At 39.5% G+C, this 25,520-nt stretch carries 19 protein-coding genes and 1 other RNA gene; 4 read left to right on the forward strand and 16 right to left on the reverse strand.

The genetic code is table 11. The features are described from left to right. Positions 1 to 54 precede the first annotated feature (54 nt). From N7931_RS01570 to N7931_RS01605, 8 genes are all read right to left on the reverse strand, one after another. Positions 55 to 1,347, reverse strand: a complete 1,293-nt coding sequence (locus N7931_RS01570; protein ID WP_262791488.1) for a tetratricopeptide repeat protein — start codon at positions 1,345 to 1,347, stop codon at positions 55 to 57. 14 nt (positions 1,348 to 1,361) lie between these two features. Further along, positions 1,362 to 1,967, reverse strand: coding sequence for an energy transducer TonB (locus N7931_RS01575; RefSeq protein WP_262791489.1), 606 nt, complete (start codon positions 1,965 to 1,967; stop codon positions 1,362 to 1,364). 5 nt (positions 1,968 to 1,972) lie between these two features. Beyond that, entirely contained in the window at positions 1,973 to 2,380 is a 408-nt protein-coding gene (locus tag N7931_RS01580; protein WP_262791490.1) for an ExbD/TolR family protein, read from the reverse strand. 85 nt (positions 2,381 to 2,465) lie between these two features. Then, a complete protein-coding gene (locus N7931_RS01585) occupies positions 2,466 to 2,993 on the reverse strand; it encodes a MotA/TolQ/ExbB proton channel family protein (protein WP_410369321.1) in 528 nt (175 codons plus the stop codon). A gap of 2 nt (positions 2,994 to 2,995) precedes the next feature. Then, positions 2,996 to 4,384 carry a MotA/TolQ/ExbB proton channel family protein gene (locus tag N7931_RS01590; protein ID WP_410369322.1) on the reverse strand — a complete coding sequence of 463 codons (1,389 nt, stop codon included), beginning with the start codon at positions 4,382 to 4,384 and terminating at the stop codon, positions 2,996 to 2,998. An 11-nt stretch (positions 4,385 to 4,395) separates the two neighbouring features. After that, positions 4,396 to 5,163: a DUF3450 domain-containing protein gene (locus N7931_RS01595; protein ID WP_262791491.1), complete on the reverse strand. Its 768-nt coding sequence runs from the start codon at positions 5,161 to 5,163 to the stop codon at positions 4,396 to 4,398. Between the two features lie 184 nt (positions 5,164 to 5,347). After that, a complete protein-coding gene (locus N7931_RS01600; protein WP_262791492.1) occupies positions 5,348 to 7,972 on the reverse strand; it encodes a TonB-dependent receptor domain-containing protein in 2,625 nt (874 codons plus the stop codon). 78 nt (positions 7,973 to 8,050) lie between these two features. Beyond that, complete coding sequence (locus N7931_RS01605) at positions 8,051 to 10,693, reverse strand: hypothetical protein (RefSeq protein WP_262791493.1); 2,643 nt, start codon at positions 10,691 to 10,693, stop codon at positions 8,051 to 8,053. Positions 10,694 to 11,057: 364 nt separating this feature from the next. Here N7931_RS01605 and N7931_RS01610 point away from each other — a divergent pair, with 364 nt between their 5' ends. Further along, a complete protein-coding gene (locus N7931_RS01610) occupies positions 11,058 to 11,498 on the forward strand; it encodes a transcriptional repressor (protein WP_262791494.1) in 441 nt (146 codons plus the stop codon). A gap of 40 nt (positions 11,499 to 11,538) precedes the next feature. On the opposite strand, the gene N7931_RS01615 is transcribed toward N7931_RS01610, so the two are convergent. Then, on the reverse strand, positions 11,539 to 13,071 hold the full coding sequence (locus N7931_RS01615; protein WP_262791495.1) for a CYTH domain-containing protein: 1,533 nt from the start codon (positions 13,069 to 13,071) through the stop codon (positions 11,539 to 11,541). 292 nt (positions 13,072 to 13,363) lie between these two features. Here N7931_RS01615 and N7931_RS01620 point away from each other — a divergent pair, with 292 nt between their 5' ends. Beyond that, the gene (locus N7931_RS01620; protein ID WP_262791496.1) at positions 13,364 to 13,972 is read left to right on the forward strand and encodes a TIGR04211 family SH3 domain-containing protein; all 609 of its coding nucleotides are present in this window, start codon (positions 13,364 to 13,366) and stop codon (positions 13,970 to 13,972) included. Between the two features lie 95 nt (positions 13,973 to 14,067). On the opposite strand, the gene N7931_RS01625 is transcribed toward N7931_RS01620, so the two are convergent. From N7931_RS01625 to N7931_RS01645, 5 genes are all read right to left on the reverse strand, one after another. Then, positions 14,068 to 15,738: a glycoside hydrolase family 28 protein gene (locus N7931_RS01625; RefSeq protein WP_262791497.1), complete on the reverse strand. Its 1,671-nt coding sequence runs from the start codon at positions 15,736 to 15,738 to the stop codon at positions 14,068 to 14,070. Positions 15,739 to 15,917: 179 nt separating this feature from the next. Further along, positions 15,918 to 17,123, reverse strand: a complete 1,206-nt coding sequence (locus N7931_RS01630) for a UbiH/UbiF/VisC/COQ6 family ubiquinone biosynthesis hydroxylase (protein WP_262791498.1) — start codon at positions 17,121 to 17,123, stop codon at positions 15,918 to 15,920. Between the two features lie 12 nt (positions 17,124 to 17,135). Then, on the reverse strand, positions 17,136 to 18,371 hold the full coding sequence (locus N7931_RS01635; protein ID WP_262791499.1) for an FAD-dependent monooxygenase: 1,236 nt from the start codon (positions 18,369 to 18,371) through the stop codon (positions 17,136 to 17,138). A 1-nt stretch (position 18,372) separates the two neighbouring features. Next, positions 18,373 to 19,698: a Xaa-Pro aminopeptidase gene (pepP, locus tag N7931_RS01640; RefSeq protein ID WP_262791500.1), complete on the reverse strand. Its 1,326-nt coding sequence runs from the start codon at positions 19,696 to 19,698 to the stop codon at positions 18,373 to 18,375. Positions 19,699 to 19,716: 18 nt separating this feature from the next. Further along, positions 19,717 to 20,301, reverse strand: coding sequence for a UPF0149 family protein (locus N7931_RS01645; protein WP_262791501.1), 585 nt, complete (start codon positions 20,299 to 20,301; stop codon positions 19,717 to 19,719). Positions 20,302 to 20,665: 364 nt separating this feature from the next. On the opposite strand from N7931_RS01645, the gene ssrS reads away from it, so the two are divergent. Then, a non-coding RNA gene (gene ssrS / locus N7931_RS01650) (6S RNA) lies at positions 20,666 to 20,847 on the forward strand. Between the two features lie 360 nt (positions 20,848 to 21,207). On the opposite strand, the gene recA is transcribed toward ssrS, so the two are convergent. Then, positions 21,208 to 22,260 (reverse strand): recombinase RecA, encoded by a 1,053-nt coding sequence (gene recA / locus N7931_RS01655; protein ID WP_262791502.1) that lies wholly within the window; start codon positions 22,258 to 22,260, stop codon positions 21,208 to 21,210. A 59-nt stretch (positions 22,261 to 22,319) separates the two neighbouring features. Continuing rightward, positions 22,320 to 22,826 carry a CinA family protein gene (locus N7931_RS01660; RefSeq protein ID WP_410369323.1) on the reverse strand — a complete coding sequence of 169 codons (507 nt, stop codon included), beginning with the start codon at positions 22,824 to 22,826 and terminating at the stop codon, positions 22,320 to 22,322. A 28-nt stretch (positions 22,827 to 22,854) separates the two neighbouring features. Between N7931_RS01660 and mutS the strand changes: the two genes are divergently transcribed. Further along, a complete protein-coding gene (gene mutS / locus N7931_RS01665; protein WP_262791504.1) occupies positions 22,855 to 25,449 on the forward strand; it encodes a DNA mismatch repair protein MutS in 2,595 nt (864 codons plus the stop codon). Positions 25,450 to 25,520: the final 71 nt, after the last annotated feature.

Genomic DNA, 25,520 nt, shown 5'->3' on the forward strand with positions numbered 1-25,520 from the left:
GTAAAGTAAATCAAGTTGAAAAGCAGGTTCCGCTTAGGAACCTGCAAATAAATACTAAGCTGAAATCGCCGCCATGGCTTCAGCGTTTTCTTTTTCTTTAGAAACGTATTTTTTCCATTGCTGAGCCATTGCTTTAGAGCTTGAGTGCTCGCTCGCTAGCTCTAATGCTTTTAACGAAGCATCAAATTTTTTCAGGTTAAAATACGCCATGCCTAATACTAATTGTGCTTTGCCCGGATCGTCCAATTCACCTTTATTAATTGCAGCTTGGGTAGACGCAATTGCTTTTTCCCACTGCTCTAAATTAAGGTAAGTTTGGCCAAGCTGTGCATCTAAATTACCATCGGTAGATAAATCAGCCGCTTTTGCCAAAACCGGCACTGCTTTTTCATCTTCACGCGCTAAAGTATAGGCCTGAGCTAAAAACTTAAGGTTTTTCACATCTTCTTCTACTTTACCGTCTTTAATTGCTTGTTTAAGCAATTCAGCGCCTTTAATTGGCACTTGATGATAAACATACAATTGCGATAAAGCTAAAATATCTTGACGTGATTTAACAAAACCTTGCTGATAAGCAATTTCCATCATAGCCAGTTGCTTATCTTCTAAGCCTAACTCGCCATACATGCCTGCTAGCTGTAACCAATATTCAGGTTTATTAAATAAACGCACTAAGGTTTCAGTTACGTCAGCAACCTGCTCTGGTTGTTTTAGCGAATAATAAATGGCGCGTTGTAATACAAACCAGTTTTCTTTTGGCACATCACCCGCATCCGATACAATTTTTATCGCTTTCACAACTGGCTTTAATGCTGCTTGATATTCTTTTTGCTGATAATAAGCCTGAGCTAATAAAACCTGTGCATTTGCGTTTTCAGTATCACCGCCGTTGGCAAACCAATCATTTAACTTAGCGATTGATTTGTCATAGTTGCCTTCAGCCATGTGTAACTGAGCCAAACTATATAAAGTGCTTAAGCGTAAACTTTCAGGAATCGCTTGCTCTGCAACCACTGACTCAAAGTTTTCAATGGCCTTTGGCATGTTTTCCATGTTGTAGTAAACAAACGCATAAAAGTTATGCATCATCGCAATTTCATAACTATTCATTGAGCCGCGTTTGTCGTTTACGTTATCCAACGCTTCGATTGCCTCTTGCGTTTTACCTTCGTCAGCCAGCCCTTGAGCACGGGCTAATTGCTCATAAACTTTTGAGCGCATTGCCGGCACTTTTACCGTTTCTTTTTTACTGGCAGCGCCATCGGCTGCTAGCGCTGAAGTAATCGGCATTGCCGATAAAGCTGATAATACAGCCGTGACTAATATGGTTTTAGATAATTTGTTCATTTGTCTGCCACCTATTAATTCAGTTTAAAAGTAATTCGGTTTTGTACACCGGCTACTTCAACCGCTTCGCCATCTATCACTCTAGGCTTGTACTTAAATTTAAGTGCCGCCTGTAGTGCAGCCTGATCAAAAATGTTTTCTGGTTCAGCTTCAATAACAACCGGGTTGGTCACCGCACCTAATTTGTTCACTGTAAACTCAACAATAACATAACCTTCAATACCACGTTGCTGAGCACGTCTTGGGTAAATTGGCTGAACTTTAACAATAGGTAAATATTCACCATCACCCGACTCTAACGAAAGTCCACCTTCTAAACCGACATCTGCGTCAACATCCGCTGCAAAGTTAGTGCTAACTGCATTTGCATTTGGATCAGGTGAATCCATTGGCGGCGCTTCCATTGGTGGAGGCGGATCTTGTGGTTTTGGCGGCTTTTGTGGTTTTCTGTCTTTTTGCTCTGGTGCAGATTCTTTTTTCACTCTCACAAAGTCCAGCACACTGCCGCGTGGTGGATCGGTTAAAGCACCTTCACCACTTTTAATTAACGACTGCATGCCAAAAAAGAGCAAAAATGTAATCGCAACAGATAAACCAATTGCAATAATATATCTAAGCATAATCTTTAGTCGTTTGCGGCAATCGACACATCGTACGCACCAGCGGCACGCGAGGCATCCATTACTTTTATTAAGGTATCAACGTCTGCGGCTTTATCTGCCTGAATAACCACTGAACCTTGTGGGTTTTCAGCTTTTAAACGCTCAACGTTAGCTTGTACTGCGCGAATATCAACACGGCGTTTGTCAATCCAAACTTCACCTGTATCGCTAATCGCAATTAAAATATTAGCTCTGTCTTTTTTAACCGCAGTTGGTGCATCCGGACGGTTAACATCAATCCCGGACTCTTTTACAAACGATGCAGTTACAATAAAGAAGATAAGCATGATAAATACAACGTCTAGCATTGGCGTCATATCAATCGCTGTTTCTTCTTCTTCCATCACTTTATTTAATGGGCTTGCTCGCATTTTTTAATACTCTTTAATTGGTGGTCTGGATAAAAACTAACTCAGTTTTAAACAGACCTAATTAATCTTACCGACAGCTAACAACTTAGTGATCTGTTGTTAGATGATCTTCAAGCAATTCTGCTTCGCGTTTAGCGCTTCGGCTTAACCAGGTTGAGGCAAATACGCCAGACAGCGCACCAACCATACCGGCCATTGTTGGAATCGTTGCTTTAGATACACCCGATGCCATTGAACGGGCGTTACCTGAACCACTGATTGCCATCACATCAAATACTTCAATCATCCCGGTTACTGTGCCCATCAAACCGAGTAGCGGACACAAAGCAACCAAAGCATTTAACAGCATTAAGTTTTCATTTAACTTGTTAGACGCGCGTGAAATCATAGCTTCACGAATTTGCATGGCATTCCATGATTTTCGCTCGCTGCGCTGCTCCCAAGTGTTAATAACGCTGCTTTCGTATTTTTTATAGCCAAACTTAATAAACGCGATACGCTCGAAGATCAGGATCCACATGACAAATATCAGGGCTGCAATCCAAGTTAAGACGTTACCGCCTGTTTCCATAAAGGCTTGAATTGCTTCCATCATTTCGAAAAAAGCGTACACTTTTACTCTCCTTGCTCTGCACGCTCAGCGATAATGCCTGCGCTTTGTTCTTGCAAGATTGAAATTAAGCCACGGCTACGGGTATTTAAAACTGTGTACAATAATAAAGTTGGGATTGCGACAACCAGACCAAGTACCGTTGTTACAAGTGCCTGAGAAATACCACCAGCCATTAATTTAGGGTCACCTGTACCGAATAAAGTAATTGCTTGGAAAGTATTAATCATACCGGTCACCGTACCTAACAGACCTAATAAAGGTGCAACCACTGAGATAATTTTGATAAAGGTTAAGTTACGCGCCAGTTTTGGTACTTCACGTAAAATCGCTTCACTTAATTTAAGCTCTAACGTTTCGCTGTCAGCAGTTGGGTTATCTGCTTTAACCTGCATAACACGGCCAAGTGGGTTGTTATTGCTTGGTTTAGGATCTTTAAGTTGACGTTTAATTTTACCGCCCACAATTGTTAAGCTAATAAAGCGCTCAATGGCAATTAATAAACCGATTAAACCAACCGCTAAAATAACATAACCAACTGTACCACCTTGCTCAACACGCTCTTTCATATTTGGCGCTTGAACTAATAAACCTAAGATAGAACCACCTGTTGGGTCTAACGCAAATTCAACTAACTCACCTTTTTGCTCTTGTACCGCAGAAGCCGTTGATAAATAACGGTCTGAAGGTTGACGAGAAAGCTCAGCAATTGAACCTGTTTCAGTTACAAACTCTAAAAACTTACCATTTGAAACTAAGTTAAATGAACCAACACGAACCACTTCCTGCTCATTTTTAGTACCTGTCTCAGCGCTCATTACTGGAGCTGTGAAACGAGCCACTTTACCTGATTCAGTCATTTCGCGTTGTAACTCAAACCAAACACGCTCGATTTCTTCAACCGAAGCTAATTTAGAGCTTTTACCCATTTTTTGAGCTAACTCATCCAAAAATACATCACGGTTTGGATACTGAGCAGAAATAATCGAGTTTTGGAATTTGCCTTTCATATCGCCGGCAACTTGCTGAAGCACACCAAATAACTCTTTTAAAGACCCCATACGGTTGCTTAACGTTTCAGTTAAGTTAGCCAGTTCAATTTCGTTTTTTTCAAATTGAGTTTCTAACGATTCACTGCGATTAGTTAAGTTGTTACGCTGCGCTGCGGCATCGTTTAACATTTGAACTTGCTCAGCTTTTTTTGCTAAAAATTCTTTTTCGCGTTGCTCGTTCTGTTTGTTTTGAAATAATTTACCTTGCTCTAATTGAGTTAATAATTGGTCAAGGTTAACAGCCTGAGATTCCTCTGCTGCAAAAGCAGGTACAGAAACTGTTGCAGCCATCGCAGAAGAAAGCGCTGCTGCGGTTAATAAACGTTTGAAAATAGTCTTCATGATAAAACCTCTTACTCCGCTGCTGAAATAGGCAAAGTTAATAAGTCAGGGGCAAGTTGTTTACGGGCAATGCGTAAACCTTTGGTGATTTGTGTGCGATATTCTGGAGATAACTCAACAAATTGATTTTGGTTAGTATCCCAAGCACCACTTAATTTACCGTCACGAGTTTGGTAAATCAGCGCTACACGGCCAACACGTAAAAAGTCAACATCACGCTCTTCACCATCTAAAGTTAAAGTGCCGGTGTAAGCTTCAATTGTTTTACCGTAATCCACTTCAACCTGATACGCTTCTAATACACGGCGAAACTTTTCAGATGGCGCAATATCGGCTCTGTCCATCATAGTTTTTAAGCCTGCAATACGCTTTGCACGTTCTTCAGCTAAAAATGGAACATCTAAATTTACAAACTGCTCTAAGCCATCAATCATACGAATCATTAATGGTGTAACCTGACGTTCAACCACAGACACTTTATCGATTGAATCGTTAATATCAGCCATTTCAGCTTCTTGGTTAGCGATTTGTTTATCAAGCTGTTTGTTATACACTAACAAACCATCAATCTCTTTATTGATAGCTTTAAACTGCTGTAAACGGGTTTGAATATCGTCACTGATTTTGTCGATTTTCTTTTGTGACTTTTCAGCAGACTGGTTAATTTCTTTACCTGCTTTAATTGCAGGTTCTAAGCTCTCGGCCTGTGCAAATACAGAAGCAGATACAGCAACCGCAGAAGCAATAACAGACATTTTAAATATACGAGAAAGGCTCATAGGTAAGCTTCCTGTTAATTGATACTATTAAAAGATTGAGTGCACTATATGTCGTTTATGTGACACTAAAATTAACCGGATATGACAGTAATATGACAAAGAGAAAGGCAAGCTTTTAAAGCTAAATTGTGGTTATAAAAAAAGCAGCCGAAGCTGCTTTTTTAAGTTTAAAGATACCTTGGTTTTATAATTCCCAAGAAAAACTTAAACTCACTTCTTGGCCTGAGTCTGATGATTCAGCGACTTCACCATTGCGAGTGAACTCTTGAGAATCCCCTAAAATGTTTTTCACTTTTAAAGACATTTTAGTTTCAAACGTTGGGTAATAAGTATAAACAATGTCGAATGAATCAAACGGTGATTCAATTAAATCCGGCATTCTGTCGATACCAGCACTCATGATACGCTCACCAAAACGGTTATAAACGAGCGAAGCTGAATGCTCACCATCATAAGAGTCAAAACCTAACTGTAAGTTAACCACATATTCTGAGTGACCTGTCATACGTCGTGTAGGATTGGTTACATAAGCGTTATCATCACTGGTAATAGGTAATAATGCTTGGTTTGCCAAACTAAAGTATGAATACTGGTCAGGAATAACAATTTCAGAATCACTTAACGTGATGTTACCTGAGAAGAAGAAGCGATCAAAACCTTTACCAATGAAATCAAGGCTCTTCATCCACTCAAACTCTGTACCATAAATTTCACCGCGATCGGCATTAATAAATGATACGTTTGATTCATCTGCACCCGGCAATTGAATATTTTCAATTGGCGCAGTTAAATCTTTATAAAATAACGCAACAGATAAGGTATCTGATGTATCTGAATAGTATTCCCAGCGGATATCAAAGTTTTGAATCTCTGTTACTTTCAAATCTGGGTTACCAAATACAGGGTTATCAGTTAATGGGTCTAAGTAACGAACCGGAGATAATTCTTTTAAATCTGGTCGAACAAGGGTTTTACCATAACCTAAACGAACCTGCTGCTCATCACTCATAATATAAGTAAATGATAACGCGGGTAACAATTCGTTTTCTGCAATTGCCGTTGGCTCAAGTGCTTTTTTGCGGTTATTTTCAAAACCGATTGGCACAACAGCCTGACGCCAATCTTCAAACCTGACACCACCACTTAACCGATATTGCTGATCAAAGAATACATCAAACTGACCATAGTAAGAATCCAACATACGAGCCGCGATGTAATCATCAACCCGTAATAGTTGTTGGAACTGGGTCAAATTAGAGGTTAATATTTCGTCAGTATAAACAGAGTCAATATCACCCACTAAATAGTTAGATTCACCTTCTGCTGCCGGTGAGTATTTAGATAAATACTGGAAAAACACACCATTTGAAGTACGCCATTTTTTAGAATGGTCTGCACCTACTTTTAATTCTATTTCGGTATTATCTAAATAAATCGGTAATGAAGCATTCCATTGAAAAATTTCGGCTTCATCTTCCAACTCACTGAAAAAACGGCTAAGTGCAGGCGTTTTAGAGTCGGTTGCTAACGCAGCTTGACCTTGCAATGGGATATAAACGATTTCTCGTTCGTCTGGTGCATCACGAGTCGCTTTAGCTTTAGTAAATTGCCAGTCAAAACCTAGATTCATTAAATCTGGGAAGTTATGAATACCACGGATCTGATTTGTTGTTAATTCTCGTTTTTCAAACAAGATATTATAAACATCAGCAGAAGCGTCATAGTCAAAATCTTCGCCCTGTTCTAATTCAACTTTGTCTCGGCTGTTTCTTAAAAAGATACTGGTTGTTTCGATTCTGTGGTTAGTGCCAAACTCTAAACCAAAGTTTAAAATGGTACTAATTTGAACTTCATGCTCTGTTGATAAAACCTCTTTATCTTCAATCGCATTAATCCCATCAACGGTTGTATCAAAACGAACCTTGCGCTCTTTGGCATTAGACCAGCTATTATCATATTCAGATGATAATAAAACACCAAACACAACGTCCTCTGTTAATTCAAAACGATTCCCAACTGAAAAGCCAAACCCATAATCTGGGTCAATACTTTCACGGGTTACATTATTGCTGTTATCAAAAGCTAAAATAGTTTGATCAACGATTTGATCTGCTAACTCAGCATCACCCAAAGTAGACGTTAAAATGCTTTTGTTAATAACACCATATTCATCAATATTTTGCTTAACAATGCTAGGTAATTCACGCTCACCAACATCGCCCCAAAAGCTACTTCCGTTATCGTAAGTTAAACCGTCATCTGAGTTTTCAGAGTTATAGCCTAAGCTACCGTTAATTGTAAAAACAAACTCACTCGGAATTGATTTAGTTCTGATATCAATGGCACCACCACCAAATTCACCAGCCATACTAGGAGAGTATGCTTTTTGAACTGACAGATTTTCAATAATGCCACTTGGGAACATATCTAAAGGGACAACTTTACGTGTTGGATCCGGAGACGGAACATTTGCACCATTTAATGTGGTACTTGAATAACGTTCCCCTAAACCACGGACATAAATAAATTTACCACCAACTAGCGTTAAACCCGTCACCCGCTTTAATGCTGATGCCGCATCACTGTCACCAGTACGAGAAATTTGCTCTGAGCCTAATAAATCTGCAACGAAAGCTTGTTGTTTTCTTTCTTGAATCACCGCAGCGGCACTACCTTGCAAGCGACTCGCAGTCGCAACAACCTCTTCCATTAAAGGGTCTGCGTCTGCTGCAAATAAATTTGTAGATGTAACGGCAGCTAACACTGCGGTACAAACTTTGCTATTAAGCAGCTTGAAATGTTTAGACATACTTTTACCTCAGTAAATAAAACTAGAATCAAAAAATAAGGCGCTTAGTTAAGCGCCTTAGTTAGAGGCATTTATAAATTAAAGGCCGTGAGTCCAGTTTTTATACCAAGTGTCATTTGCATCTTTAACTGCACCAACATAGTCAGTTGCGTCAAATGCATCACTTACTGTGCTCATGTCTGTTGCTGTTACTGTACCTGTTGAAGAAGCTACAAAATTAGCATCAACCGTTACACCTGCAACCACTTCGTTACCAGCTGTAGCGGTTTCAAACCAAGCTTGAGCTTCTGCGTTTGCATAGTTTTTAGCACAAGAAAGAACTGAAGTAGAGATAGATAATGAGCCAGCTACCGCATTCGCTTTAGCAATATCATCATCAATGTCTAAACAAGAACCTTCAATAGCAGGCTCAACAAATAAGAAGTTGTAGAAAGCACCTTCTGAACCTTTGCGAATATCTATACCATTTGAATCAGGAGAATTACTGCCAATAAATGTTAAGTTAGCAATCGTTGGTTTTGAATTTGGAGTACCACCAGCAGCACCATCACCTTCTAATGCGTGATCACCACCAAGGTCATTTTGTTTAATTAATACGTATTGTACGTTACCAACCCAGCCTTGAGTCCAGTCTAAACTATCATCTTGGTTACCAGTTAAAACTAAATGTTTAGCACTTACTGTACCACCAAAGAACTCGACACCATCATCTGAGTTATTATGAACTTGTAAGTAATCAACTGTTGTACCAGAACCCACTGATTGGAAAGCAACACCGTTTAATTCGTTTTCACCGTCGACTTTAAAACCAGCGTACTTAACTTGAACATATTGCAAAGTACCAGAGTTATCATCAGCAATGTTACCACCATAAGTACCCGTATTTGCTTCACCCGGTACGTTAGCACCTTCGCTGTTTGGAGCCTGACCATTTAAAACGATACCACCCCATAAACCAGAATCGTCTTCACTAACAGTGCCTTTTACATCAGAAACAGAAGTGAAAACGATAGGTGCAGATACACTACCAGCAGCTTCAATCTTTGAGCCACGGCTAACAATTAAATAATCAGCACCTGACTGACCAAATACAGTCACACCTGGTTCAATTGTTAATGTTGCAGAATCAGCCGTTGTATAGCCTTGAGCCGCAATATCTTTACCAACAATAACAGCACCAGTTAACTGATAAACAGCACCCGGAGATAAAGTAACGTCTTCTGTTAGTGTACCGCTAATAGCACAAGTTAATTGACCAGCTGTAACCTCAGCAACTTCAGTTGTACCTTGAGGACAGTCAGTAACTGTATTGTGAATGCCGTAAGTCCAGCCTAAAGTCCAGTCATTAGTACCGTCAAATGCACCGATGTAATCAACTGTATCAAAATAACCGTCAACATCATTTGCTACATTTTTGCCAGCACCTAAAGCAGGAGAAGAAGCAACAGGCATATAATTAACTAACTTAGCATCATCCTGAATATTTGTATCAGAAGCAGCAAACCAGTCAGCAATTGTGGTTGCGCCTTCAGAGTCTGCAAATGGGGTATCACAGTTTAAGATAGAGTTTTCAATTTTTAATGTACCAGCAGCCGCGTTTGCTTTAGCGATATCATCGTCAATATCTAAACAAGCTTCTGCATTTCCACCTACAAATAAGAAGTTGTAAAATTGACCGTCAGAACCTTTACGAATATCCATACCGTTAGAAGTATCAATGTCGCTACCTAAGAAAGTGACATTAGAAATAACTGGGTTTGAATTTGGAGTACCACCCGCTGCGCCGTCACCTTCAAATGCATGATCGCCACCAACACTGTTGTGTTTAATATAAACGTGTTGAACTTTACCACTCCAACCTTGTGTCCAGTCTAAACTGTCATCTTGGTTGCCTGTTAACACTAAATATTTAGCATTAACTGTACCGCCGAAGAACTCTACACCATCATCTGAGTTATTGTGAACTTGTAAATACTCAACTGTTGTACCAGAACCAACTGATTGGAAAGCAACACCGTTTAATTCATTTTCACCGTCTACTTTAAAACCTGCAAAACGAACCTGAACATATTTTAAAACACCGCTGTTATCGTCTGCGATGTCACCACCGTAAGTACCTGTATCTGCTTCACCCGGTACGTTAGCGCCTTCACTATTTGGTGCTTGACCATTTAATACGATACCACCCCATAAACCAGAGTCGTCTTTATTTACTGTACCGTTTAAATCTTGGAATGCGGTGAATACAATTGGCTTAGTTGCTGTCCCTAAGGCATTGATTTTTGAACCACGACTAATAATTAAAGCGTCGCTACCAGATTTACCAAAAATAGTTGCACCAGCTTCAATATCTAACGTTGCAGAGTCTTCTGTTGTGTAACCATCAGCAGCAATATCTTTACCTACAAATACTTTGCCTTCTACTGCCCAGTAAACATCAGCGTGCAATACAACATCTTCTGTAATTTCGCCAGAAATTACATATACGTCTTTATCAAGGCTGCTAGATAATGCTGTATCTTTTGAAGCTAAGCCTAAAGTAATCGGAGACTCATCAGGAAAAGTAACATTTGAGCCACCACCATTATTATTGCCACCGTCTGAACCATTATTTACAACGCTATTATCTGTGCTTGCATCAATATTAATATCACCGCCACAGCCAGCTAAAATCAAAGATGTAGCCACCGCTGTTAACGAAAAAAGTTGTTTTAATTTCATTGTTATCACCGTTTGTTAAAATTGAATGTATCAAGATTTATGGCGCAGATTACGCACCAAAGATGACAACTAGATTCCAGAAAAATGACAGTTATATGACAAAGTGTAAACCAAGCTATACTGTTGCCTTATTTATTAACAAGATTATTTTTATTAATAATCAGCATGTTAAATCCAACATACTGATATTGGATTTAAATAACCCACCAATAAACTGATCTTTATTTAAACATTTTTATGACAATTGAGAACTTATCAGTCAGTTATTAAAAATCGCCAAGAACTCCATCAAACAAACTATACAAATTTAAATAGTTTTTAGTACAATGCTTTAAAGTTATTTTAAGTTAAGTGGCATTCAAAGATGAGTGATTCATTATTATTAGAACAAGCAAGATTGCTTTGCCAAAATAAAGGCGTGCGTTTTACCGCTGTGCGTGAACAAGTATTTACTTTATTGGCAGACGCAAACGGATCTATGGGTGCTTATGACTTATTAACCCAACTCCAAAAAACAGATGCTAAAGCAAAGCCGCCGACAATTTACCGTGCTTTAGACTTTTTACTTGAGCATGGTTTTGTACATAAAGTTGAGTCGCAAAATGCGTATGTATTATGCAGCCACTTTGCTGAGCACCATAAAGCCCAGTTATTAATTTGTGATCAGTGTGGTGATGTGCAGGAAATAAATAGTACCGCTATCAGCAAAGCATTAATTAATGCTGCAAAACAAAAACATTTTCAAATTGTTGAACCAACAATTGAGGCTCATGGCGTGTGTGAGAATTGTCAAAAAGTAAGCTGAGTTTAATCAGCTTACTTTTTAATCAGAAAATTTTACTACTTTACCAATAAGGTGTCATTTTAAGGGCTGACTGGCGCGATTGTTCCAGCACTCTTACTAAGTTACTAATTTTAGTATCGCCCCAAACCTTAAGCTCTTGGCCATTGTCGCCCTGATAATTGGTTAAGCTTTCATTAAACAAAGCCAATGTTTTTAACTCAAAAATACCTTGTAAAATATCCAGCCACGGCGCTCTAAAGTCGCTACGTTCTTCACTGTCGAACAATGCACCAATACTCGCGCCAGATAACAAACCGCGACCGACATATTTTTCTACCTGAATATAATCCTGCGCATCAAACTCTTGTTTAACCGGCATCATGTGTTTGAGTTTTTCCCAATCTTGCTGGTTTAACTGAGCCGCAATTGCGCCTATATTCTGGCTGATTTTTTCTTCGTTAATTTCTGAGTAACAGCGCCAACCCCGCTCAACTAACCAGCGCATTAAAGTTAAAATTAGCTGGCTGTAGCGTTTGCTGTAAAATAAGTTAATAACGTCTGATTCTTGCTGTAAACCTTTACGGCTGGCTTCTAAATAACTAATTAACTGCTCATCTTCCGCTATTTTTTTACGGTAAATACCTTTTTTAGAGGTGAGCTGTTTAATATGAACCGCTTCATCTAACCAGCTAAATTCACGAATAAGCCACTTAATATCTAGCCAAATCTGACTGCCAGCTTTTTTAGGAATATATTCACGGTACAAATTTAAAGTATGCCGTACTAAATACACGCCTTTAATTAGCTGCTGTAAGTTCGACAAGTGTTGTTGTTGGCAATAAACTTCTTCGTGATATTGCCAATAAGCTAAACCATGCTCAATAGATTGCTGAAACGCTTGTTCAACTGTCATATCAGTGCTGAGTTTGCACATTCCTATTTCTGGCTTGTTGTGTAGCTCTTTACCCAAAAATAATCGATAACCACGTGCCGCTTTACTGTCGTTTGATAATCTAAGTGGTAATTTTTCAGTTAATACATTCGCCAATTCAAAGAGCTGGCGCATATCGCCATCAATTAATTCAAGTTCAATTTCACGAATATCAAGCGACTTGTTTTCTGAGCTTACCTCACCTGAATCAAATACCACTTCAACCACACTATTTTGATAATTAATCAGCCATAAATGACGGGTAAAGTGGGTGGTAAATAAGGGAACTAAATTTTGCTGTAACTCGTTAACTAAATGAGGCTCGGGCCAAACGTCAGCAGGAAATAAACTTAAATCCGGTTGTTGGGTATTGTCTATATCAATATTGTATTCTGGTCTTTTATGTAAACCACCCACGACTCGGCCTGCGGTTTTTAAAGTTTGTTCAGACGCACTATCTCGGGTGCGGATCCGCAAGCCAAAATCGTATGCTCTTAATTGCTGGTTTGGGGTATCAAAGTAGGTATTAATGAGTTTTTTGCAGTTGTAACCATCTGTTTTTAACATAGGTAACAATAAATCGTCGAGTTGTGTTTTAACATCACAGCTATCAATGATTTGCTCTGAAGCGACAGCAAATTTTAGTTCTATCTCAGTATCCATATAGGTGCGTTTCACGCGCTAATTTTTGGTAAGAGATGAGAAAATACCCCAGCATAAACAATTGTTCAAGTAATCCTTACCGATTGATTCAATATACCCCATATATTTTTGTTCTATCGCAAAAAATTAAGATGAAATGTGACCGATTAACATAATTGCGCTGGTAATCTGAGCCAATAAAGTTTTAAATAAGGGCAAGCTGCCAAATCGGTCTGATTTGGTTCAATTAAATAATAATTCTAGATGTTTGCTAAATCATTTTTAGCCTTTCAAATAATAATTGGAGTTTTCCATGAAACGCTACATTTTGGCTGCCATTTGCTTGAGCCTTTCTTCAAGCCCTGTGTTTTCTGCACAAAATAGCCAATCTAATTACATTTCAGATCAGTTAACTGTATTTGTTCATACTGGGCCTACCCGTAATTACCGTATTACAGATACCGTTGTATCCGGCAGTGAAATTACTATATTACAGCGCTCTGAAGACGGTGACTTTAGCCAAATCCGTTACGATGAAAATAAAACAGGCTGGATTGAAACTCAATACATTCAACAAGGTGCGAGCTTAGCGCAGCGCTTAAAAACAGCCGAAACTGAATTAACCGAGTTAAAGAGCCAATTAGAATCTAAACAAGCCAATTTAAGCGATCAACAAAGCGAAAAACAAATGCTGGAAAGCCAGCTAAGACGTAATCAGGAAACCACGCAAGAATTGCAGCAAAAGCTTGAAAAAACACAAAGCCAGTTAACCTCATTACAATTAAGTGAAACCGAAAGTTTAGAAAAAGCTAAAATGGATTGGTTGGTTAGAGGTGGTTTATTGTCTATCGGCAGTTTGATTTTGGGTTATATTTTAGCGCTTATGCCAAGACGTAAAAAACGCCAAAGCGAATGGGCGTAAGATTAACTTGTAATTAAAAGTAATAAAAAAGCTGGCTATGCCAGCTTTTTTATTATGTGTGCTTGGTATTTTCCAAACCTATGATTTGTAAATTATTAAATTGGCGAATCTACCGCTGGGAATTTAACAAATCGCTCGTCCGAACACTCAATTGGCTCAGCCGGTAAAGTTTGCATATCTTTCACACTAATATCGGCCTGCTCTCTGTCTGGAAAGTTTTTAACGGCTCTTGGTCCAAAGGTATATTGAATATGATGATGCTTGTAATGTTTGTTATCACGGATTTCGGGCATGGTATCAAACACAACATTATCCAAGGTCAGCTTTAACGGGTTAATTAACTCGCCCGACTGATAACCGCTGATATTAACTAAAGCTTCATTATATTTAGCCCCCGGATAATCAATATAATGGAAGTTTTTCAAAACGATATTTTCCATTTTAGGCGGCAATTTATCTGACTTAGTAGAGCTATAATATGGGGTAAATACCAAAGCATCTTTCGCGCGGCGCATACAAACATTATCGTAAGTGACATTAGTAATATCACCGCCGCGTTTACCGTCTGATTTAATTCTAATGCCGACACCGTGGCCACTATCCATCCCGTCTAAAGTGAGATCCCATACTTTAATGTTATCTACACCTGCATCGGTTTCACTGCCAATCGACATACCGTGACCATAATAAAAATGGTTGTGCGCGTATAAATGATTTTGCGAAGCTGGTTTGTTGTCATCATCGCCAGATTTAATCGCTACATTGTCATCACCGGTGCTGATAAACGAATAAGCGACAGTTACGTTTTTACTGGTTCCCGGATCAATCCCGTCAGTATTTTTAACTAATTCAGGGATAAAACAGGTGCTCGGTTTATCGAGTTTACCCGGCGCAGGCATATCTTCTTCTGCACACTGATAACCCGGATTGGTATAAGCTAATGAAGGCGTTAATAATTTAATTCCCCAAAACGTTAAGCCGTCATTACGTTTTGTGCCAACGTGGAATTTAGCGCCATTTTGCAGGTTAATTTTATAAAAGGTAAAGTTTTTGCTGTCGTCAATTTGGATCATTCGTGGATTATTTTGCTCAAGCTTAGGCTTGGCTTTACTTTGCATAGACAAATCCCACCACGTGGTTTGATAAGCTCGTTTACCCGAAGTTAAAACCGAACCACCACGTGCATCAATGGTCCCTTCACCTACAATGCCGCTGTTTTCAGTATTTTTAGCGTAAATCCAAGGCTCGCAGCGGTTTTTAATATCCGGCAGTGCATCACCACAAACGCCATCACCTAAATCGTAATCGGCTGGGCTACGTGAAGCAAATAGCTTAACGTCTTTATCAACCCATAAAGTCACACCAGACGGAATACGCAGTGGACCGGCTAAAAATGCATTATTGCCATTATCGGTAATTAATTTTACAGCCTGCCCTGCCGGACAATTATCCATTGCCTGCTGAAGCCGGCTAGAATCTGGGCTTGAGTTTTTAGGATCGTGATCGACTTCATCCGGTAAAACCCAGTTTACATATTTAAGATTTGCTTTTAATTCGGTACAAATCTGCTCAGGCATGCTTGGCTCTGGCGGTAATAATTTGTCGAATTCATGTGACGCAGTTTGTTGTTTTACTGAGTTTTTTTCTGCTTGATGTGTTTCTTGGTGAGACTTTTGAGTTTGGTTTGTTTCAACACTAGAGTCGGAACAGGATATTAGACCCGCGACAGAAACAGACACAATACAGCTTGCTAAACGAAATTTCATATTGCCTCTTTAATTTTTAACTGAACCCGAATGAATTATTTTTTATCCAATTAATTCATTTATCTGGCTTAGCCCGTTTGAAGTTATTTAAATTATAATTGGTTAATTCCATTTTGCCACCGGTGGCAATTTAACAAAAAAAGCGTGTTTTTGCACACTCTTTTTACATTAAGCTTAATTTATAATTCAGCCTGAGCTAGCTTAGGTAACTTGCCACTTGTCCCCATCGCCAGAGCTGCAAGCTTTTGTTTAAGTAACGGCGCTTTATCGGCAAAATTAAGTGCCAGCCCTCTTAACTGTTTAACTGGTAAAAAGTCTGTGCCAAAACCTTGTTTAAAAGCTTGCATCGCGATAATTCTTTGCATCGCTTCGGCTTGTCGCCAGCGCATGGTTTGTTTGAGTAAAGTTAAATTAATCTCATCACTTAATGCCAAACTACTTTGTACAGCTTCGGCTACGGCTAATGCATCCATTAAACCTAAATTAGCGCCTTGTCCGGCAAGTGGATGAATCGTATGCGCAGCATCGCCAATTAAAATTGCAGAGCCGGTAATAAATGTTTGCGCATAACGCATTTTAAGCGAAAAAGAGAGGCGCTCAGATAAAAGCTCAACTTGGCCTAGTACACAATCAAAACAAGCAGCCAGCTTTTTACTAAATGCCTGTTCAGATAACGCTAATAACTCATCAGCTTTATCAGAATCTTGTGACCAGACAATTGAGATTTCATTTGGATTAGCTAAGGGTAAAAATGCCAATGGCCCGCTTGGTGTGAACACTTGTCGCGCAATATTTTGATGAGGATATTCGGTTTTTATTTTGGCAACAATTGCTTTTTGCCCATAATCAGAAAACGTCAGTGGGATATCTAAATTTTGTCTGAGCTTAGACTCTGCGCCATCCGCTACAACTAATAAGCTGGCTTGTAAAAACTGACCACTTTCCAGTTGCACCAAAGCTTGGCTTGCATCTTGATTAACTTGAATAACACGGGTTTGATAAAGTTCGCAGTGAGCATGTTCGCTCAGTAATTGAGTCAGCGCTTTTTCTATTTGTGCGTTTTCAACAATATAACCTAAAGCATCAGCATGATTATCCTGACTAGAAAACTCGATGCTAGCGGCGCTGTCTTTATCCCACACCTGCATTTGCTCAAAAGGCGCTTTAGCACTAGGTTGAATTAAATCCCATACCCCTAACTGGTTAAATGCATTAATTGATGCCTGATTAATCGCACTCACTCTAAGTGCCTGAGTTTGACTGATTGGCGCATTTAGCTCAGGTGCAACTAAAGCAACCTTTACCTTTGCCTCGGCTAAAGCCAGTGCACAGGTTTGCCCTATCATGCCACCACCCACTATCACTACATCAAATTTATCTATCACTTGCTTAACCTATTATTTGTTATTTAAAAACCCCATAGCCCTTTGGGTAAAAACCTGTTTAATTAACGGGTTTAATTCAAGTGCCAGTAAACCTGCGTTTCTGGCTAATTTTAAAATGGGTTGGTTATTAGAAAAAGTACGTACCAAAGTATCGGTGGCCTGTAAAATTAGCCGGATATCGGTATTGCGCTCAGTTTGATAACTTTGCCAATTAAGCCCAATATCTTGCGCTTTAGTTAATTTATTTAATATTTGCGCAGCTACTGCCGCAACATCCCGAATACCTAAGTTAAACCCCTGACCAGCGATTGGATGAACAGTATGAGAGGCATTTCCCAATACAACAACTCTGTGATGCAAGTTTTGCTGGCTAAAACGTCGTGATAATGGATACATTTGACGCTCGCCTATACGCACAATTTTTCCGGCTTTATATCCCGCGCTTTGTTGTAATGTGGCAATTAACTCAGCATCATTTTTTGCCATTAATTGCTCAATGGTTTGTTGCTGCGCACACCCAACTAAACCAAACCGGTTGCTTTTCATTGGCAACATGGCCAGCGGCCCTTGCGAGGTAAATCGCTCATAAGCAATGTTATTATGCTCACGATCTACTTCTACATTGGTGGTTAGTGCCCATTGGTCATAATCATCTGTTTGGCCGGATAAATTAAGCAGTTCTCTGATTCGGCTATTTGCTCCGTCACAAGCTAAAATCAGTTTAGCTTGCAGGGATTCGCCTGTATTTAACTCAAGCTCTGCATAATCTTTGGTTTGTTTAATATTATCGACCTGAGCTGCACAAAACCATTGAATATTGTACTGCGCAATATGGCTTAGCATAGCTTGACCAATTTGCTGCGCCTCAACCACAAAACCTAAAGCTGACTGATGCTCAGGTTTATGGATAAAACTAAATCCAGCACTGTATTGTTCACTAACTTCAATTTTAGTAATTGGCTCAACCTGATTCTTTAACCTTGGCCATACTCCCCATTTTTGTAATAACCGAGCTGAGCCATAAGATAAAGCAATGGCTTTACTATCAAAGCTGTTACTCACAGTATGATACGATTGAGGATCAATATTTTGTGCTTCAACTATCGCAATTTTAAGTGGCTTTTGTTCGGTTGCACTTTGATTGATAGCCGTATTCAATTGCGCTTCAATCGCTCGAATCGCACTGACACAACAAGTGCCAACCAAACCACCACCAACAATAACAATATCAAATTGTTCAGCAGTCATCTTAACCCGCCATTAACTGCTCTATTGCAGAAATTGTTTTAGGTGCAGCCTGAGTTAAATTGGTATAGCCGGATTCTGTAATCACAATATTATCTTCTATTCTAATCCCAATGCCTCGCCATTTAGGCTCAACATTATCGATATCTTTTGCAATGTATAAACCTGGTTCAACCGTAATGACCATACCTGGGGTTAAAGGTCTGTCTTGATCATTAATCTTGTATGCACCAACATCATGTACATCAATACCCAGCCAATGGCTCAAGCCATGCATAAAAAATTGGCGATAAGCTGGCGGGTTATCACCCTGAGCTTGGGTATTTTGCTCAAGTGTACCGGTTAAAATACCTAAATCGATTAACCCCTGAGTAATCACATTGACCGCGATTTGAGTGGCAGCACTGAGCGTTTGTCCGGGTTTAAAGCTGTCTAAAGCGGCTTGCTGAGCGTCTAAAACCAGTTGATATAATTGAGCCTGCTCTTTACTAAATCGCCCATTTACCGGAAATGTACGGGTAATATCCGCGGCATAGCCGTTTAGCTCACAACCGGCATCAATTAATACTAACTCTCCAGCCTTAAGCTCATCACAATTTTCGGTGTAGTGTAAAATGCATGCATTATCTCCACCTGCAACAATACTGTTATAAGCCGCAAAACGAGCGCCTTGATAAGCAAACTCATGCAAAATATCAGCTTCTAACTGATATTCATATTTACCCGCGGCGGATGATTTCATGGCTCTGATATGCGCATCACAACTAATATCAGCCGCTTTTTGCATCACAGCTAATTCGCTTTCAGATTTTATCAAACGAAGTTCATGAATAATGCAACGCAGATCAAAAAACTGAGTTGGTGCACTGGCAAATTTCCCTTTTTGACGAACGGCTAAAATGGCAGAAAACACAGTTTCATCATTTAGTTGTGATTCACCCTGCAACCAATACACAGCCGTTTTACCATTGAGCAACTCAACTAATTGAGTAGCTAATTCACCCACCGGATAAGCAGATGATAGATTAAATAACTCTTTTGCTGCTTCAGGACCAATGCGGCGACCATTCCAAATTTCAGCCAACTTATCTTTTGCGCGGCAAAATAAAATGCTTTGAGTAGAGTTATCAGCTTGTTTGATTAATACCAATGCAGCCTGCGGCTCATTAAAACCCGTTAAATAAAAAAAGTCGCTGTTTTGTCTGAATAAATATTCGGTGTCATTACTGCGGGTTTGTTCACTGGCTGAGAATAAAATACAAAGGCTATTGGCCGACATTTGAGCTAAAACAGCTTCTCGTCTGGCTAGGTATTCGCTCTGTGCAATCATCTTGTTCCCTGATTTTAATTAATGTAATAACGGGCTTTTTGGCTGTTCAACTTGCTCTAATTTGCGATCACCCAATTCACCAAAACATAAAATAGCAGTCATTCTGACGTACTCGACTACTTCTTCAAACGCGATGAGGTTTTCTTCATCATCTTCCATGTCAGTATCCATTTGGCTGATATCTAACAGATCCTGATACGCCTCACGTACTTCATTATCTAAGCCTACAAACTTATCGCCAATTGCACTACCAAATGCCGCAATAAAAGCGCCGAGCCATTCAATTAACATTTGGGCACATTCACTGAGCGGAATATCATCTTCCTGCGGTAAAAATATTTGAAATGCATAATCCATATTTAGCAATTGCTGATAGGTGATTTCGTACAATTCTTTAAATTTATCTTCAGCCTGCGCATTTATATCTGCACCTTGTAAAACAAATTCACTTACCAGCTCTAGCCAGTCCGCTTGTTTGTATGGCATGCCAGCACATAAACAGCCAGCTATTATGCCATGAACCTCAGCCGCAGTTGCTTTCAGTTCATTTTGATGCAAAAAAAAGTCGAATTGGTCATAATCGGGTAAGATAATATCTGTCATTTTATTTAACCTGAAGTTTGAATAAAAAATTAGCTAGTTGCCGGTTTTAATAATTGAATAATGTTTAGCTAATTTTAGGCAAATTGTTGCCTATCGTACCACTGTGAACAACATGCAGCTAGTAGCCAAATTTAAGAAAATGTTTGTTTGCCGGAAAAATCAGCATCTAAACTCAAGATTAAGATATTTATTAATACTAGGCTTGCAATCAGTAAGCAGCATGCTTATAGTGCGCGCCATCAGACACCTAGTTGTTCGGGTGTACAATTTAATGCGCAGTTAGCTTTAAACAGAGATATTAAATTAAGCTATAATTAAAAAGCTTATTTGAATAACCAACTGCACATTAGATAGAATCCAGTTTTGTTCCCTGAAGTGTTCGTCTAGGGGTTAAGTCCCTGAGCCGATACTAACACTTTAGGAAGATACCATCTTAGCTATTGAGCAGGCTCGGCATGTACCGAGAAGCCTACGGTTGAGTGTTATTTTCCGCCTTGAACTTGACGGTTCAAGGGCCATTACCCGCAGCGGCATTTTGGGGAACTTCCTTATTTTCCAGCTATTTCTTGGAAAAGATCTATTTAACTCTAAAACACAATCAAATAACTTAGCTGCTTTATATTAGCTTAAAGTTCCAGGTCTATTTAGTAACAATCCCGTCCAATTATTTATATTAATTTAGCTCTATACTTGTAATGCCTCAAGATGCCTAATTTCAGTGACAGAAAAAATGCATAAGACAAATTGTTATAGATATAAAATTTTACAATACAACAATTTGGCCCAGCTTTAGGCATTGTACGCCCCCTTTTAGAGCTTTTTAGCCAGTCTCAAACAAAAAAGCAGAGTCAGATTAACATCTGGCTCTGCTTTTAAATTACGCTTTTATTTGTTTAATCGATAAACTTATTCGTCGTCAAGTTGCTCTTGTGCTTCTGCCGGAGCAACTGCTGGGCTTTCTTCAACTTTTTCAGCCGTTAATAAACGTTCACGAATAATTTTTTCAATTTCATCTGAAATTGCTGGGTTTTCTTCTAAAAACTTAATGCAATTAGCTTTACCCTGACCAATTCGGTTGCCATTATAGCTGTACCAAGCGCCCGACTTATCAACTAAACCTTCTTTAACACCCAAGTCTAATAACTCACCATGTTTAGAAATGCCTTTACCGTATAAAATTTGGAAATCAGCTTGTTTAAATGGTGGAGCCACTTTATTTTTAACCACTTTAACTCGGGTTTCATTACCAGTTACTTCATCACCTTCTTTTACTGCACCGGTTCGGCGAATATCTAAACGAACTGATGCGTAAAATTTAAGCGCATTACCACCGGTTGTGGTTTCTGGGTTACCAAACATAACCCCGATTTTCATACGAATCTGGTTAATGAAAATACATAACGTATTAGACTTTTTAATATTAGCTGTCAGTTTACGTAATGCTTGCGACATTAAACGCGCTTGTAAGCCAACGTGGGTATCACCCATTTCGCCTTCAATTTCTGCTTTTGGCGTTAATGCAGCTACTGAGTCAACAATCACAACATCAACCGCATTTGAGCGAACTAACATATCGGCAATCTCAAGCGCTTGCTCGCCTGTATCTGGTTGAGATACTAATAATTCATCAATGTTTACGCCTAATTTTTTGGCATAAACTGGATCAAGTGCGTGTTCAGCATCTACGAAAGCACAGGTTTTACCTAGCTTTTGCGCTTCAGCAATGGTTTGCAAAGTTAAGGTGGTTTTACCTGATGATTCAGGACCAAAAATTTCAACAACACGGCCACAAGGCAAGCCGCCTATACCTAATGCAATGTCTAATCCCAGTGAGCCTGTCGAGATACTTTCAACATCAAGCGCCTTGTTATCCCCTAATTTCATAATCGAACCTTTACCAAATTGGCGTTCGATTTGTCCTAATGCTGCACTTAATGCTTTTTGTTTATTATCACTCATCAAATTCTCCGGCTTGCTTTAAGCTAATTCGTCAATATGCAAATAAGTATACTGGTTACTCATACAGTATCAATATTTTTTTCTAAATTTTTTATTGCCTTGGTCAAGGCATGTAATATCGCCTGTTCTCGCACCTGAGTGCGTGAGCCGTTAAATATTAAATGTTCAACTATAGGCGGTGTGCCTTTGATCTGCCATCCAAAATAAACCAGCCCAACTGGTTTTTGCTCACTACCACCGCCCGGCCCGGCAATGCCACTGGTGACTAATGCAATATCAGCATTTGCATTTTTAAGGCATCCGGTTACCATCTCGCTAACCGTTTGTGCGCTCACAGCGCCATAATCAGCCAGAGTTTTAGCCGACACGCCCAATAAGTTTTGTTTGGCTAAATTGCTGTAAGTTACAAAAGATTGATTAAAATAAGCTGAACTACCAGCAATATCGGTTAAAGCGTAAGCAATTCCGCCTCCGGTACAAGATTCAGCAGTTGCAATTGTGAGTTGGTTTTGCGTTAAAATAGCGCCTAATTTTTTTGATTGATTTTCAATTTCAGTCCAATACATTTTCATCGTTTCAGGTTTATCTAAATTTATGACATCAGATATTTATTCAGAAGAGTCACTACGTCAACATACTCCAATGATGCAGCAATACTTAACTTTAAAAGCTGATTATAAGGATATTTTATTATTCTATCGAATGGGGGATTTTTACGAGCTATTTTTTGACGATGCTAAAAAAGCTTCTGAATTAATTGATATTTCACTCACCCACCGAGGCAAAACCGCAGGTAAACCCATTCCTATGTCGGGCGTACCTTATCATGCGGTTGATACTTATTTAGCTAAATTAGTTAAATTGGGCGAGTCAGTTGCTATTTGTGAGCAAATTGGCGATCCGGCAACCAGCAAAGGGCCGGTTGAGCGCAAAGTAGTGAGAGTCATTACGCCTGCAACCATTACCGAAGAGTCATTATTAGAAGAAAGACGCGACAATGTATTAATGGCCATTTATCAGGCTAATAATAATCAGTTTGGCTTGGCCTGTTTAGATATTGCTTCTGGCCGGTTTGAAGTGGCCGTAATTGATAACCAGGAAAGCTTGCAAGCTATTTTACAACAAAAACAACCAGCAGAGCTTTTGTACCCTGAAAGTTTTAGAGCAGTAAACTTAATTGATAACAGCCCAGCGAATAAACGCAGACCAGACTGGGATTTTGAAGCCGAAAGTGCATTCAGACAGCTTTGCAAACAGTTTAATACTCAAGATTTAAACGGCTTTGGCATTGCCGAAGAAAACATTGCGATTTGTGCTGCTGGTGCGGTTTTGCAATATGTAAAAGATACCCAAAAAACGGCGATTCCGCATTTACGTGGACTGCGGACATTACAATTGGGTGAAAATTTATTTTTAGATGCAATCTCAATTCGCAACCTTGAATTAAATCAAAGTTTATCTGGCACCAAAGGCCAAACCTTATTATCGGTACTGGATAAAACCGCTACACCAATGGCGAGTCGCCTGCTACAACGCTGGATAGTTCAGCCCATTTTAAATAAACAAGTATTAGCTAAACGCCACTTAATTATTAGCGATATTATTAACAGCGGGCTTAGCAGTGAGTTAAAAACTGAGCTTAAAAATATTGGGGATATTGAGCGTATTATCTCGCGTATTGCGCTGCGCTCTGCTCGACCGCGCGACTTTTCAAGATTAAGAAATGCGCTGGTTTGTTTACCCGATTTAAAACAATTATTAGCCAGCAGCTGCGAAACCGGACTGTTAAAATATAAAGATTTATTAAATGAATTTAGTGACCTACGCGAGTTATTAGTTAATGCAATTGTAGATAATCCCCCGGTTGTGATCCGTGACGGTGGGGTTTTAGCACAAGGGTTTGACCCCGAATTGGATGAACTCAGACGATTAAGTCAGGGGGCTCAAAATATTCTTGAACAAATAGAACTTCGAGAGCGTGAGCAAACGGGTATTTCTACCTTAAAAGTAGGTTATAACAAGGTACATGGCTTTTTTATTGAGATCAGCAAAGCCCAGTCAGCCCAAGCCCCGGTCGAATATATTCGCCGCCAAACCTTAAAAAATGCTGAGCGGTATATCACCCCTGAATTAAAAGAACTCGAAGACAAAGTATTAAGTGCGCAAAGTAAAGCGCTCGCCCTAGAAAAACAGCTCTACGAAGCATTATTTGATGTTTTTCAACCACACATTGCCGAGCTTCAGCAAGTATCAGATCATATCGCCCGGCTAGATGTATTGAATAACTTTGCCGAGCGCGCTGAAACCTTAAATTATTGTCAGCCGCAATTTAGTGATGAAATTGGCATTCATATTAGTGGTGGTCGCCACCCTGTGGTTGAAGAACTCACCAGCGAGCCATTTATTGCCAACCCGATAGAGCTGAATGCAAACCGAAAAATGCTGGTGATTACCGGCCCTAATATGGGTGGTAAATCCACTTATATGCGCCAAACCGCGCTGATTACCATAATGGCTTATATTGGCTGCTATGTGCCGGCTGACTCTGCAACTTTAGGCCCGGTAGATAGAATTTTTACCCGGATTGGCGCATCAGATGATTTAGCCAGCGGGCGCTCAACATTTATGGTGGAGATGACAGAAACCGCCAATATTTTAAACCACGCGACAGAAAAAAGTTTAGTCTTAATGGATGAAATAGGCCGAGGCACCAGCACTTACGACGGTTTATCTCTGGCTTGGGCCTGTGCTGAAAATTTAGCGTTAAAATTAAAAGCACAAACCTTATTTGCTACTCACTATTTTGAATTAACCAGTTTGGCGGAACAAATTGAAAGTGTTGCCAATGTACATTTAGATGCAATTGAGCATGGCGATACCATCACTTTTATGCATGCGGTTCAAGAAGGCGCAGCCAATCGTTCTTTCGGTTTACAAGTAGCAGGGTTAGCCGGTGTGCCAAAAACGGTCATTATGCAGGCAAAACGTAAATTACATGAGCTTGAAACCAGTCACCATAACGAACTAACATCAGATCCTTTACCGGCAGAGCAACACTCTGCGCAATTTGACTGGCTTTCGCAAATTCACCCAGCGGTTGAAAGCCTGCAAAATTGTGATCCCGACAGCTTAACCCCAAGACAAGCTTTAGATTTGCTTTATCAGTTAAAAAAGCAGGCTGAAAATTAAATTTAGACTTTATAAAGTTTTTTTTCATGCGACAATACGCGCAGTAAATGAGTTTAAGAGATACACACAGG

The organism is Catenovulum sp. 2E275 (genome assembly GCF_025515275.1).
In the GTDB taxonomy this organism is placed as follows: domain Bacteria; phylum Pseudomonadota; class Gammaproteobacteria; order Enterobacterales; family Alteromonadaceae; genus Catenovulum.